The organism is Azospirillum sp. TSO22-1 (assembly GCF_003116015.1).
Classification (GTDB): domain Bacteria; phylum Pseudomonadota; class Alphaproteobacteria; order Azospirillales; family Azospirillaceae; genus Azospirillum.
Genome location: NZ_LGQZ01000027.1, coordinates 111,741 through 124,317 on the forward strand (window position 1 = coordinate 111,741; position 12,577 = coordinate 124,317).

General features: G+C 69.9%; 11 protein-coding genes. 10 read left to right on the forward strand and 1 reads right to left on the reverse strand.

What is annotated here, in order from left to right:
• The first annotated feature begins 25 nt into the window (after nucleotides 1–25).
• From adh to TSO221_RS08010, 8 genes are all read left to right on the forward strand, one after another.
• Entirely contained in the window at nucleotides 26–1,546 is a 1,521-nt protein-coding gene (gene adh, locus TSO221_RS07975; protein WP_109117953.1) for an aldehyde dehydrogenase, read from the forward strand.
• Nucleotides 1,547–1,677: 131 nt separating this feature from the next.
• The gene (locus TSO221_RS07980; protein WP_109117954.1) at nucleotides 1,678–1,887 is read left to right on the forward strand and encodes a hypothetical protein; all 210 of its coding nucleotides are present in this window, start codon (nucleotides 1,678–1,680) and stop codon (nucleotides 1,885–1,887) included.
• Between the two features lie 136 nt (nucleotides 1,888–2,023).
• On the forward strand, nucleotides 2,024–2,659 hold the full coding sequence (locus tag TSO221_RS07985) for a hypothetical protein (protein WP_109117955.1): 636 nt from the start codon (nucleotides 2,024–2,026) through the stop codon (nucleotides 2,657–2,659).
• Between the two features lie 103 nt (nucleotides 2,660–2,762).
• Entirely contained in the window at nucleotides 2,763–3,569 is an 807-nt protein-coding gene (locus TSO221_RS07990) for an alpha/beta hydrolase (RefSeq protein WP_158284023.1), read from the forward strand.
• Nucleotides 3,570–3,811: 242 nt separating this feature from the next.
• On the forward strand, nucleotides 3,812–4,342 hold the full coding sequence (locus TSO221_RS07995) for a YgjV family protein (protein WP_158284024.1): 531 nt from the start codon (nucleotides 3,812–3,814) through the stop codon (nucleotides 4,340–4,342).
• Between the two features lie 91 nt (nucleotides 4,343–4,433).
• Complete coding sequence (locus TSO221_RS08000; RefSeq protein ID WP_109117958.1) at nucleotides 4,434–5,153, forward strand: Crp/Fnr family transcriptional regulator; 720 nt, start codon at nucleotides 4,434–4,436, stop codon at nucleotides 5,151–5,153.
• Between the two features lie 78 nt (nucleotides 5,154–5,231).
• Nucleotides 5,232–8,195, forward strand: coding sequence for a DUF3369 domain-containing protein (locus TSO221_RS08005; protein WP_109117959.1), 2,964 nt, complete (start codon nucleotides 5,232–5,234; stop codon nucleotides 8,193–8,195).
• Between the two features lie 310 nt (nucleotides 8,196–8,505).
• Nucleotides 8,506–10,962: a hybrid sensor histidine kinase/response regulator gene (locus TSO221_RS08010; RefSeq protein ID WP_146208741.1), complete on the forward strand. Its 2,457-nt coding sequence runs from the start codon at nucleotides 8,506–8,508 to the stop codon at nucleotides 10,960–10,962.
• A 104-nt stretch (nucleotides 10,963–11,066) separates the two neighbouring features.
• Here the strand turns inward: TSO221_RS08010 and TSO221_RS08015 are convergent, their stop codons facing one another.
• Nucleotides 11,067–11,480, reverse strand: coding sequence for a hemerythrin domain-containing protein (locus tag TSO221_RS08015; protein ID WP_158284025.1), 414 nt, complete (start codon nucleotides 11,478–11,480; stop codon nucleotides 11,067–11,069).
• Nucleotides 11,481–11,635: 155 nt separating this feature from the next.
• Here TSO221_RS08015 and TSO221_RS08020 point away from each other — a divergent pair, with 155 nt between their 5' ends.
• Nucleotides 11,636–12,082 carry an Rrf2 family transcriptional regulator gene (locus tag TSO221_RS08020; RefSeq protein ID WP_109117962.1) on the forward strand — a complete coding sequence of 149 codons (447 nt, stop codon included), beginning with the start codon at nucleotides 11,636–11,638 and terminating at the stop codon, nucleotides 12,080–12,082.
• A 96-nt stretch (nucleotides 12,083–12,178) separates the two neighbouring features.
• Nucleotides 12,179–12,562, forward strand: a complete 384-nt coding sequence (locus tag TSO221_RS08025) for a nuclear transport factor 2 family protein (protein ID WP_109117963.1) — start codon at nucleotides 12,179–12,181, stop codon at nucleotides 12,560–12,562.
• Nucleotides 12,563–12,577: the final 15 nt, after the last annotated feature.

Sequence of the window (12,577 nt, forward strand, 5' to 3'; positions counted from 1 at the left end):
CATAACGCAATCGGGGAAACGCTCCATGCTGCACCAGGCTCTCGAGACGCTGAGCAAGTCGGTCGCCATCCGGCCGAAGTACGACAACTTCATCGGCGGCCAGTGGGTGCCGACGGTGAACGGGCAGACCTTCACCAACCTGACGCCGATCACCGGCAAGCCGCTGTGCGAGGTGGCCCGCTCGTCCGCCGAGGACGTCGAGCTGGCGCTGGACGCCGCGCACAAGGCCAAGGACGCCTGGGGCCGCACCTCGCCGGCCGAGCGCGCGCTGATCCTCAACCGGATCGCCGACCGTATGGAAGAGCGCCTGGAGGTGCTGGCGCTGGCCGAGACGCTGGACAACGGCAAGCCGATCCGCGAGACGCGCGCCGCCGACATCCCGCTGGCCATCGACCATTTCCGCTACTTCGCCGCCTGCATCCGCGCCCAAGAAGGCTCGATCGCCGAGATCGACCAGACGACCTTCGCCTACCACCTGCACGAGCCGCTGGGCGTCGTCGGCCAGATCATCCCCTGGAACTTCCCGATCCTGATGGCGGCGTGGAAGCTCGCCCCGGCGCTGGCCGCCGGCAACTGCGTGGTGCTGAAGCCGGCCGAGCAGACGCCGATGGGCATCCTGGTGCTGATGGATCTGATCGCCGATCTGCTGCCGCCGGGCGTGCTGAACGTGGTCAACGGCTTCGGCCTCGAGGCGGGCAAGCCGCTCGCCACCTCCAAGCGCATCTCCAAGGTGGCCTTCACCGGCGAGACCTCGACCGGCCGGCTGATCATGCAGTACGCGTCGGAGAACCTGATCCCGGTGACGCTGGAGCTGGGCGGCAAGTCGCCGAACATCTTCTTCGCCGACGTGCTGGCCGAGGAGGACGACTTCTTCGACAAGGCGCTGGAGGGCTTCGCCATGTTCGCCCTCAACCAGGGCGAGGTGTGCACCTGCCCGAGCCGCGTGCTGGTGCAGGAGTCGATCTACGACCGCTTCATCGAGAAGGCCGTCGCCCGCGTGCAGGCGGTCAAGCAGGGCCATCCGCTGGACGCCGGCACCATGATCGGCGCCCAGGCCTCCGGCGAGCAGCTGGAGAAGATCCTTGGCTACATCGAGGTCGGCAGGCAGGAGGGCGCCAAGGTGCTCACCGGCGGCGGGCGGGCGCACCTCGGCGGCGAGCTGGAGAGCGGCTACTACGTCACGCCGACGGTGCTGGAAGGCAACAACAAGATGCGCGTCTTCCAGGAGGAGATCTTCGGCCCCGTGGTCTCGGTCACCACCTTCAAGACCGAGGAGGAGGCGCTGGCCATCGCCAACGACACCAGCTTCGGCCTGGGCGCCGGCGTGTGGAGCCGCGACGGCAACCGTGCCTTCCGCATGGGCCGCGGCATCCACGCCGGCCGCGTGTGGACCAACTGCTACCACCTCTACCCGGCGCACGCGGCGTTCGGCGGCTACAAGCAGTCGGGCATCGGGCGCGAGACGCACAAGATGATGCTCGACCACTACCAGCAGACCAAGAACCTGCTGGTCAGCTACAGCCCGAAGGCGCTGGGCTTCTTCTGATACCGACGTTCCCCTCCTGACGTCAGGCAACTCCGGCCGGGAGCCTTGCGGTTCCCGGCCGCTTTCGTGCGCCCTTGCGCGGGCCGCGCGACGGCCCCATACATGGGATCCGCCACCAGGATCCCGGGCCCATGTCGAACATCCACCAGCTGCGGCGTCCGAAGCCGCCCCGCCGCTCCACGCTGCAACGCGACACGCTCGCCTGGCTGATGCTGCTGGCCGGCGCCGCGGCGTCGTTCCTCAGCGTGTACCTGCCGCCGCTGCGCGGCCTGGAGACGCTGGTCGGGCTGGCGGTGATGATCGGCGGCTACGTCGCGCTGTACGATCGCGCGCGGGGTTGAGTCCGTCGCGCCCGGGCGGGGGGCCGGACGGTCACGTCTGCATCCGCCATGGGGCGGCTTCCCGCCAAACGCAGTCCCGCCCCGGCGTGAACGGCACTAAAGTCCCATGCACGGACAACGGCGGACGGGCAGGGTGATGACGGGACGGCTCCTGGTGTTTCTGGTGATGGGCGCGCTGGCGATGCCGGCGTTCGCGCAGGCGCCGGTCCAGCTCTATCCGCGCGCCACCCCCGGCGCGCAGGCGCCCGCTTCGGAACCGGCGCGCCCGGTCGCTCCGCCCGCCGAGCCAGCGGTGCCGCCGCTGGCGGTGCCGTCCGAACCGCGGCCCGCGGCGCCGAAAGGCATCGCGGTGACGCCGCTGCCGCCCGCGCCCGCCGCTCCCCCTCCGCCGGCCCCTGCCGCGGTCCAGCCTACGCCTCCTCCTCCGATGGCACCGCCCCCGATGGCGCCGAACGACGCCGTGCTGGCGGCGGTCGAGGGCTTCTACGGCGCGCTGGCGCACGGCGACGGGCAGCGGGCCAACGAGTTCCTGTTGCCCGAGAAGCGCAACCAGGGCGCCTACGAGATCGCCGCGATGACCCGCTTCTACTCGGCGATGCGCGAGCCGCTGCAGCTGATCGGCGTCGGGCGGCTCGATCCCGAGGTGGTGCGGGTGCGCTACGCCTACACCCACCAGAGCGGCCGGCACTGCGACGGCGTCGCCGACGTCACCGTGCGCCGCATCGACGGCCGGGGGCTGATCGAACGGATCCGCCCGCTGAGCGGCTGCTGACCGGGTAGGGAAGGGGTACCCCGCACGCCGGACGGCCGCCGCCGGAACGGGGGCGGGGTGCGGAATGTTGCTCTCCCCACAGGCACCGGCGGGGAGCGCGGCGATGGTGGACGTCCTGCGGCGGCACAACGTGATGGTGGGCGGCTGCGGCCACAAGGCTCTCCTCCTCGGTCACGGCTTCGGCACCGACCAGCGCGCCTGGCGCCGCATCCGCCCCTGGGCCGAACGCCACTTCCTGACCATCGGCTTCGACTTCGCCGGCAGCGGCGGCGACGGCAGCGGTTACGACGGGTTCCGGCACGGCTCGCTGGCCGGCTTCTCCGAGGACCTGCTGGACATCCTCGACGCCTTCGGTATCGAACGCTGCGCCTATGTCGGGCACGGCTCCGGCGCCATGGCCGGGGTGCTGGCCGGCATCCTGGAGCCCGGGCGGTTCGAGCGCATGGTGCTGCTCGCCCCCAGCGCCTGCGGCGTCGATCGGGGCCGCTACCGCAGCGGCATCGACGCGGTGACCATGCGCCGCATGATCGCCTGCATGACCATCAACTACGCCGCGTGGTCGCGCGAGTTCGCCGCGCTGGCGGTGGACGCGCCGCCGGCCAGCCCGGAGACGGCGGAGGTGGCCTCCTGCCTCGCCGCCGTGCGGCCGGACGTCGCCTTCCGGCTGGCGGCGATGGCCTTCCAGTCCGACCTGCGCGGCTGGATCGACGACTTCGAGGTGCCGGCGGTGCTGGTGCACGGCGAGGGCGACCCCCTGGTCCCGCCCGAGGCCGCCGAGCATCTGCGCTCCCTCTGGCCGTTCGCCGAGAGCGAGGTGCTGGCGGTGTCCAGCCACCTGCCGCAGCTGACCGCGCCGGACCTGGTGGTCGGTGTGCTGGCCAAGCACCTGAAGGACGTGGCCCGCGCATAAAAGGTTGGGGCCTAAACGGCCGGGGGCGCGGCACCGCGGGCAACAGACACACGGATTGCGCGGATTTGGGCACGGATTTCACGGAATCCGCTATGCTGGCGCGCCCGGTTGCCGGATCGGCCGGACGGCCTCAAGTCCCAAAGAAATCCGTGCAATCCGTGCGTCAATCCGTGTAATCCGTGTCAATGCTTGCCTGGGATGCGCGGCCTGCGGTTCCCAAAAGCGCCCCTCGTCGCTGGACCATGATCGACGCCTTCCTCGCCGCCCCGCTCGCCCAGGGCATCGGCCTCGCCGGCACCGCCTGCGGCATGTCCTGGCCGCTGTTCCGCAGCCGGCTCGGCATGCTGCTGGCGCAGTTCGCCACCAACCTGTTCTTTGCCCTGCATTACGGGCTGCTGGGGGCGGAGACCGGCTGCGCCATGAACCTGCTGGCCGCCGCCCAGGTGGCGGCAGCGGTGCCCCTGGGCACGCGGCCGGGGTTCCGGCTGGTCTATCTGGCGGTGCTGCCGTTCATCGTCGCGGGGGTGGTGCTGACCTGGGAAGGCCTGCCGTCGCTGTTCGCCGCCATGGGATTCGGCGTCGTCAGCCTGGCGCGCTACCAGACCGCGGTGCGGCCGTTCCGCCTGATCATGGCGGTGGCGCTGCCGTGCTGGTTCGCCCACAACCTGATGGTCGGCTCGCTGCCCGGCATGCTGTCCGACGTCGTGGGCATGACGCTCAACCTCGCCATGCTGGTCCGCCCGCATCGGCCGGCGATGGAAACCGCGCCCTGAGCGGGCGACGGTTCGTGGTCGATCGAACGCGCTTGACCCGCCGGAACCGGCTCCGGATAGAATGGCCGCGCCGAAGGGGAGAGCGCAGAGCATGAAGACCGACATTCCGGGATTGCGGCCGCAGGACGCGGGTACGGTCCGCACCATCCCGCTCTTCCAGCGGCTGCCCGACCGCGCGCTCGCCATGCTGGTGGGCAGCGCCCAGGTGCGCTCGGTGCCGCGCGGCACCACGCTGTTCGTGCAGGACGAGACCGCGGACCGTTTCTTCGTGCTGCTGGAGGGCTGGGTGAAGCTGTACCGCGTCACCCGCGACGGCGCGGAGGCGGTGGTGAACGTCGTGGCGCCGGGCGAGACCTTCGCCGAGGCCGCCATGTTCGCCAGCGGCAAGTTCCCGGTGTGCGCCGAGGCGGTGTCCGATTCGCGGCTGATGACCCTGACGGCCGAGGGTTTCGCCCGCTGCCTGCGCGAGGACGACCAGATCGCCTTCGCCATGCTGGGCTCGCTGTCGCTGCGCTTGCGCCACCTCGTGCAGGCCATCGAGCAGCTGCAGGTGCAGCCGACGCCGCAGCGCGTCGGCACCTTCCTGCTGCGCTTCTGCCCGGAGGGGCCGGGCTCGGCGGTGTTTGCGCTGCCCTTCGACAAGGCGCTGATCGCGCGGCGCTTGGGGATGCAGCCGGAGACCTTCTCGCGCGCGCTGGCCAAGCTGCGCGCCGTCGGGGTGGAGGCGCACGGCTCCACGATCTCGGTCGGGGACCTCGAAGAACTCCGCCGCTTCTGCCAGGTCGAGCCGGACGAGGATGACGAGGAATAGGCGAGGGAGCCCGACTGGTCATACGACCGGGGGCTGTGATATCGTGCTCCGCTTTCGGGTGGAGCAGGGCTGGGCCGGATGAGCGACGAGTTTCTGTTTGCCGATGAGGAGCCGGGCTCTGAGGCCGAGGCGGCGTCGGCGAAGGAGTCCGCGCCGGAACCGGCCGAACCGTGGCTGATCCTCATCGTCGACGACGATCCGGCCATCCACGCCACCACCAAGATGGTGCTGCGCGGCTTCACCTTCGAAGGGCGGCCGGCGCAGTTCCTCTCGGCCGCCACCGCGGCGGAGGCGCGCGGCGTCCTGGCGGCGCACCCGCAGATCGCCGTGGTGCTGCTCGACGTCGTGATGGAGTCGGACGACGCCGGCCTGCGGCTGGTGCACTTCATCCGCTCGGATCTGCGCAACCGCCGTGTGCGCATCATCCTGCGCACCGGCCAGCCCGGCCAGGCGCCGGAACGCGACGTCATCCTCAACTACGACATCAACGACTACAAGTCGAAGACCGAGCTGACGGCGCAGAAGCTGTTCACCTCGGTGGTGGCGGCGCTGCGCGGCTACCAGGACATCACCGCCATCGAGCACCACCGCCAGGGGCTGGAGCGCATCCTCAACGCCTCCTCGGCGCTGCTCGACAAGCGCACCATCGCCGACTACGTCGGCGGTTCGGTGCAGCAGATCCTGACCGTCTTCCCGTCCTGCACCGGCGCGCTGCTGGGCGTGCGCGGGGCGGGCGGGATGGGCGAGCCGCTGGTGTTCGGCGGCGGCGGGGCGCTGGCCGGGCTGGAGGGGCTGCGCGTCGGCGCCGCCCTGCCGGAGGCGGACGCGCCGCTGGTGTTCGGCGCGCTGGACGGCATGCGCCACCGCTATGAGAGCGAGCGCAGCGTGCTGGTGTTCCGCTCCACCTCGCGCCACCACGACACCGTGGTCTTCGTCCGCCACCGCCACCCGCTGGACGAGGACGAGCGGCGGCTGCTGGAGGTGTTCTGCTCCAAGGTCGCGGTCGGCTTCGACAACGTGCACCTCTACGAGGAGCTGAGCGAGCTGAATCGCACCCTGGAAGGCCAGGTGGCCGAGCGCACCCGCGCGCTGGTCGCCGCGTCGGGTGCTGCCGAGGCGGCGCGCGCCGAAGCGGAGGCGGCCAACCAGGCGAAGTCCCTGTTCCTCGCCACCATGAGCCACGAGATCCGCACGCCGATGAACGGCGTGCAGGGCATGCTGGAGCTGCTGGAATACACGCCGCTGACGCCGGAGCAGCGCGAGCTGGTGGCGGTGGTGCGCGACAGCGCCGGCGCGCTGCTGACCATCATCAACGACATCCTCGACTTCTCGAAGATCGAGGCCGGCAAGCTGGACCTGGAGCGGGTGCCGGTCTCGCTGGGCCAGGTGGTGGAGGGCGTGGCCGACACGCTGGCGCCCAGCGCCCGCAAGAAGGGGCTGGCGCTGATCAGCTACGTCGATCCGGAGCTGCCGGCGGCGGTGCTTGGCGATCCGGTGCGGGTGCGGCAGGTGCTGTTCAACATCGCCGGCAACGCGGTGAAGTTCACGCCATCCGGCTCGGTCAAGATCCGCGCCGAGCTGATCTCGCTGCGCGACAGCAAGGTGACGGTGGGCATCACCGTCATCGACACCGGGATCGGCATCGCCAAGGACGTGCAGGCCCGCCTGTTCCGCCCCTTCACCCAGGCCGAGGCGTCGACCACCCGCCGCTTCGGCGGCACCGGCCTCGGCCTGTCGATCTGCCGCCGCATCGCCGAACTGATGGGCGGCGAGATCGGCGTCGAGAGCGAGCCCGGCGTCGGCGCCACCTTCTGGTTCACCTTCACCGCCGACGTGGTGCCCGAGGCGGCGGCGCCGGAGAGCGCGCCGCTGGCGGGTCTGCGCGTGCTGGTCGTCGATCCCGAGGGCGACGAGCGCCGCTTCATCGCCCGCTACCTGAGCGCCGAGGGCGCCCGGGTCATCGAGGCGCCCGACGCGCTGCCGGCGCTCCGCGAACTGGACGCCGGCGCGGTGTGCGACGTGGTCGTGGCGGCGGAGGAAGCCGATCTCGACGGGTTGCGCTGCGAGCGCCGGCTGGTGGACGCCGGCATGGTGGTGGTGCAGCAGCAGCCGACCCCCGGCGGCCCGGGCGGCCCGACCATGATTCCACGCCCGGTGCGGCGCAGCGCGCTGGTGCGCGGCGTCCTGGTGGCGTCCGGGCGGCAGGTGGCGGAGACCGGCGGCGAGGCGCACGGCGACGCCATCGTGCCGGCGGCGGCGCGCCGCACCCCTTCGGTGGATGAGGCGCTGGCCGAGGGGCGGCTGATCCTGGTGGCCGAGGACCATCCGACCAACCGGCAGGTGGTGCTGCGCCAGCTTGCCCTGCTCGGCCACGCTGCCGAGGTGGCGGCGGACGGGTGCGAGGCGCTGGCGAAGTGGCGCAGCGGGCGCTACGTGCTGCTGCTGACCGACTGCCAGATGCCGGAGATGGACGGCTTCGACCTGACCCGCGCGATCCGCGAGGCGGAGGCGGCCTCCGGCGCCCACCTGCCGATCGTCGCCATCACCGCCAACGCCATGGAGGGCGAGGCGCAGAAGTGCCTCGCCGCCGGCATGGACGACAGCGTCTCCAAGCCGGTGGAGATCGGCGAGCTGAAGCGCATCGTCGAGCGCTACCTGCCTCCCGTCTCGGCCGCGCCGCCGTCGGGCGGCAGCGCGCCGCCGTCCGACACCGAACCGCCGCTGGACACCAGCGCGCTGGCCGCGCTGTTCGACGGCGACGAGGAGTTCCTGCGCCAGCTCCTGCAGGAGTTCCTGGCGTCCAACCTCGCCACCCGCGAGCGCCTGTTCAACGCGCTGGAGACCCAGGCCTGGGAGGAGGTGCGGCAGGCTGCGCACAAGCTGGCCGGCTCGTCCCGCACCGTGGGCGCCGCGGCGCTGGCGGCGGCCGGCGACGCGCTGGAGACCGCGGTGGTGGAAGGCCGCACCGAAGGGCTGGAGCCGATGGCGGCGCGCGCCTCCGAGGAACTGGACCGGGTGGCGGCGTTCATCGGGGCGCTGTGATCGCGTACCGCCGGGAAGAGGGTGGCGCGCAGCGCATTTTCAAACTGAAAGCGATTTGCGACGCCTTGCCCTGTTCATGGTGGCGCTGTTCTTGCCTTGCTCCAACCCGTTTTGCGGGTTGACGGTTGATGCGTAGAGCCAAGGTGGCCCGCGAAGGTTGTTCGACCATCTGTGGGTAGATGGTTATTGGGATATTCCCACGTCCTGTTGTCCTTAAAAGTTTGCTCTGGCTTCAATGCTTATTTGTTATGGCATTTCGGTGGATTGCCAATGTAGGGTTCTGGCAAACACCAAGCCGATGCAGATATGTATGCAAACGGTCAGGCGCCTCCATTGGTTCATTATCCTTGGCCTGCTCCCTCTGCTGGCTTACATACTGCTTTTGTTCGGTATGATACGAAGCCAGCAGCAGGACGCGGTCGCCGAAACTCTTGAAAGGGTGGCGCAGGGCGTATCCAACGCCATCGTGCGCATGCTGACGGACGAATTGGGCCACTTGGCCGGCCTTGCGCAGTCCACCGCGCTCGACCGGGGCGACATCGAGAGCTTCCGGACGGAAGCGCAGCGTGTTTTCGACCAAAGGGCGCATTGGCGCACCGTCCTCCTCACCGACGCCGAACGGCAGTTGATGAATCTGGGCTACGCCGCCGGAGAGCCGTTGCCGCCCGTGCGGGATCCCGAGTCTCTCAGGCGGACCTGGGCGACCAGGGCGCCGGCCATCAGCAATTTGGTCGCCGGCACGATTGCGGTGCGTTTCCCGGTCATCCGGGACGGGGCGGTGCGCTATTCGATGGTGGCGGCCCTGAACCCCGGGGCGCTCTCCGATCTGCTGCAGGCCTATGGCCTCCCGGAGCAGTGGGTCGGCGCCCTGGTGGACGCCAACGGCATCATCATCGGCCGCAACAAGGCGCCTGAACGGTTCGTCGGGACGCCGGCCACCGAGGACGCCCGGGCCCATTTCGGCTCGGGCTCGTCGGGGGTCTTTCAGGGAACCGTCAAGGAAGGCGACCGGGTCTACGCGTTCACCACGCCGGTTGCCGGAGCGCCGTGGCACGTGGTCATCGCCGCGCCGGTCGCCGTGGTCGAGGCCGATTACCGCACAATCATGTGGCTGCTCATGTTTGGCGCCGCCGTGGCGATCATCGCCGCCGGGGGCTTGTCCATCTCCCTGACCCGGCGCGGCACCCGGGCCGCCGAGCGGCGCATCGCCGAAGTCAAGGGGGAGCGGGACCGCGCCGACCAGGAGAACCGTGAGAAATCGGTGTTTCTGGCGATGATGAGTCACGAACTGCGCACACCGCTCAACGGCATTCTCGGCTTTGCCGAGGCGCTGGTGCAGTCCGGCCTCACCGACGAGCAGACGAGTCACATCGGGCACCAGCAGCGCGCCGCCCGTTCGCTGCTTCGGCTGATCGACGACATTCTCGATTACTCGAAGATCGAGGCGGGCCGCCTCGAACTGGAATCGGTGTCGTTCGACCTGCCGGATCTGGTCGGCGAATGCGTCGCCCTCGTCCGGCCCATGGCGCAGGGCAAGGGGCTTGAGATCGGGATGATGGTGGAGCCTGATGTGCCGCGCTTCGTTCGCGGGGATCCGGTGCGGCTGCAGCAGATCCTCATCAACCTGCTCGGCAATGGCGTGAAGTTCACCGCCCACGGCGCCGTGACCGTGTCGGTCGGGCACCGCAGGCGGGATGATGGATCCTGCGACCTCCGGTTCGTCGTCCGGGACACCGGCGTCGGCATTCCCGCGGAGTACATGGGGCGGCTGTTCCAGCGCTTCAGCCAAGCGGAGACCTCGACGACGCGCCGGTACGGCGGCACCGGCCTGGGGCTGGCGATCTGCAAGGCGCTGGTCGAGATGATGGGGGGAACCATCCGGGTCGAAAGCATGGTCGGCGAAGGCAGCGCCTTTCACGTCACGATCCGCTCGGCCGTTGGCGAGAAGCCCGCGGAAAGTGAAACGCCATCCGCTGCGCCGCTGCGGGAGGCGGCCCGCCATGGCGCGATCCTGCTGGTTGACGACGTCGACCTGAACCGGATCCTGGCCTGCTCCATGCTGGAAAGGGCGGGTCACCGCGTCGAGGTGGTCGGGAACGGTGCGGAGGCCGTCGCCGCGGTCCAGAAGCGCTCGTTCGACCTCATCCTCATGGATCTGATGATGCCGGTGCTCGACGGCATCGAAACGACCAGGATCGTCCGCAGCCTGCCGGGCGCGGTCTCCGCCATTCCCATCATTGCCATGACCGCGGACGGATCGCACGAGGCCGAGGCGTTGCAAGCCGCCGGAATGAATGGCTGCGTCAGGAAACCGATCGTCTGGCCGGAGTTGCTGAGGACGATCGACGGTTTTCTGGAGACCGGCTGGGCGTCGCCGGACGGCGCAGCGGCGAGCCGCACGGCGCCGCGGACCAATGACGCGGTGCAAGCCGCGGCTTGCGCGGACGTGGCGCCCTCGGTGCTGGTGCAGATGCTCGGCCTGTTCGTCGATCAGGCGGACGGCTGGGTGGAAGAACTGGAGGGGTATCGCGATGACCTCCATGAACTCCAGGCTGTGGCTCACCGTCTCTCGGGCACCTCGGCAACCCTCGGTTTCATGTCCATGCACGAGGCCTGCCGAGCCTTGGATGACGCCTGTCGCGGCGGCCGTGCGGCGGAAGCCCGGCATCGGCTGGACGTGGTCGCAAGTGAAATCCGCACAGCCAAAACGCTGGCGCAGGCCAAGGCCTCCGCCCTGGTCGACGGTCCGGACCGCGCGGTGTCCTAGGGTTGTTTCCTGTCCGCCCTGAATGTTCCGCGCCGCTGCGCCCTTTCAGGGGACGCGGGGCCGGGCGGGGGCGGCCGTCGGCACGCCCGCGCCCGGCGCACCCGCTACGCCGCCTTCGTCGCGGCGAGTTCGGCGTAGCGGGTGTAGAGGATGCTTTCCTCCTTGTGCCAGCGCAGGAACAGCGCGGCCGACAGGCGGCCGAAGTCGCGGGCGTACTCCAGCCCGGAACCGCCGTCCTTGTACTTGTCGAAGAAGCCCAGGATATCCTTGCTGATCGCCGTCATCTCGGCGGCGAACTGCATCGCCATGCGCTCGGCGTCGGGCCGTCCGGCCGAGGCGGCCAGGAAGGCCGGGTAGAAGTCCCGGTCCTCGTGCGCAAGATGATCGACGAACACCTGACGCGCGCCGCGCAGCGCCCGCTGCCCCTCCGCCGAGCCGATGCCCAGCACCTTCACGCGGTCCAGAAGCTCCTTCAACTGCCCGTGCTCGTTCTTCAGGGTGCGAACCAGATCCGACATCGCCGTGCCTCCTTGCGTTAATATGTATTTATAATGCATATTATGAGGAGCGGGCGGTGCGCGAATCCGGCAGAGCCGCCATGCAATTAAAGGGCGCTTCAGAATGGCAAATTTCGCCATTTTGGAGGTGCTTTGCCATGCCCGGGGGGTTCGGAATGCAGATCACGCGCTACACCGACTACAGCATCCGCGTCCTGGCCTATTGCGCGCTGAAGCGCGACGCGCTGGCGACGACGCAGGAGATCGCCGACCGCTACGGCGTCTCGGGCAACCATCTGGTCAAGGTGGTGCAGGAGCTGAGCCGGCTCGGCTACCTCGAGGCGGTGCGCGGCAAGGGCGGCGGCATCCGCCTCGCCCGCCCGCCCGAGGCCGTCAACCTCGGGGATCTGGTGCGGCAGATGGAGGACATGGAACTGGTCGAGTGTTTCGAGGCCGGCAACGCCTGCCGCATCACCGCGGCCTGCCGTCTGCGGGGCATCCTGGGCGAGGCGCTGCGGGCCTTCATCGGCGTGCTGTCGCGCTACACCCTGGCCGACGTGATCGCGGCACCGGACGAGATGGCCCGCCTGCTCGACCTGACTGGCCGCTGCGGAGGACGATGAGGGCGCGTGCGGCGTAGATCCATCCGCGTCGGAGACGGGCGGCCTCCAGCGGCGTATCCTGGCGCATCCACGCGGGGAACCACAGGGGGGTGCGCCATGGCGACAGCGGCTTCCGACTCCTTCGATTTCGGCACCCTCAAGCGGGCGCTCGAACAGAGCGACGCCGACACGCTGGTCCGGCTCTACGCCGACGACGCCGAGATGCTCATCGTCGACCGCAACCGGCCTCCAAGTTCACCCATGACGCTGACGGGCCGCGAGGCCATCGCGGCGTTCTGGCGCGACGTCTGCTCCCGCGACATGTCGCACCGCGTCGGCCACGAGGTCGTCGGAGCGGACCGCGCCGCCTTCGTCGAGGAGTGCGCGTACCCCGACGGATGCCACGTGATGTCGGCGATGACGCTCGACCTGCGCGGCGGCCGGATCGCCCGGCACCTGACGGTGCAGGCCTGGGACGAGGTGAGCTGCGCCACCAGCTGACGGCCGCAACGAAGA

Excerpts from the sequence above, each read along its gene's own strand:
- adh (WP_109117953.1), top strand. The coding sequence starts at position 26 with ATGCTGCACCAGGCTCTCGAGACGCTGAGCAAGTCGGTCGCCATCCGG.
- TSO221_RS07980 (WP_109117954.1), top strand. The coding sequence starts at position 1,678 with ATGTCGAACATCCACCAGCTGCGGCGTCCGAAGCCGCCCCGCCGCTCC.
- TSO221_RS07985 (WP_109117955.1), top strand. The coding sequence starts at position 2,024 with ATGACGGGACGGCTCCTGGTGTTTCTGGTGATGGGCGCGCTGGCGATG.
- TSO221_RS07990 (WP_158284023.1), top strand. The coding sequence starts at position 2,763 with ATGGTGGACGTCCTGCGGCGGCACAACGTGATGGTGGGCGGCTGCGGC.
- TSO221_RS07995 (WP_158284024.1), top strand. The coding sequence starts at position 3,812 with ATGATCGACGCCTTCCTCGCCGCCCCGCTCGCCCAGGGCATCGGCCTC.
- TSO221_RS08000 (WP_109117958.1), top strand. The coding sequence starts at position 4,434 with ATGAAGACCGACATTCCGGGATTGCGGCCGCAGGACGCGGGTACGGTC.
- TSO221_RS08005 (WP_109117959.1), top strand. The coding sequence starts at position 5,232 with ATGAGCGACGAGTTTCTGTTTGCCGATGAGGAGCCGGGCTCTGAGGCC.
- TSO221_RS08010 (WP_146208741.1), top strand. The coding sequence starts at position 8,506 with ATGCAAACGGTCAGGCGCCTCCATTGGTTCATTATCCTTGGCCTGCTC.
- TSO221_RS08015 (WP_158284025.1), bottom strand. The coding sequence starts at position 11,480 with ATGTCGGATCTGGTTCGCACCCTGAAGAACGAGCACGGGCAGTTGAAG.
- TSO221_RS08020 (WP_109117962.1), top strand. The coding sequence starts at position 11,636 with ATGCAGATCACGCGCTACACCGACTACAGCATCCGCGTCCTGGCCTAT.
- TSO221_RS08025 (WP_109117963.1), top strand. The coding sequence starts at position 12,179 with ATGGCGACAGCGGCTTCCGACTCCTTCGATTTCGGCACCCTCAAGCGG.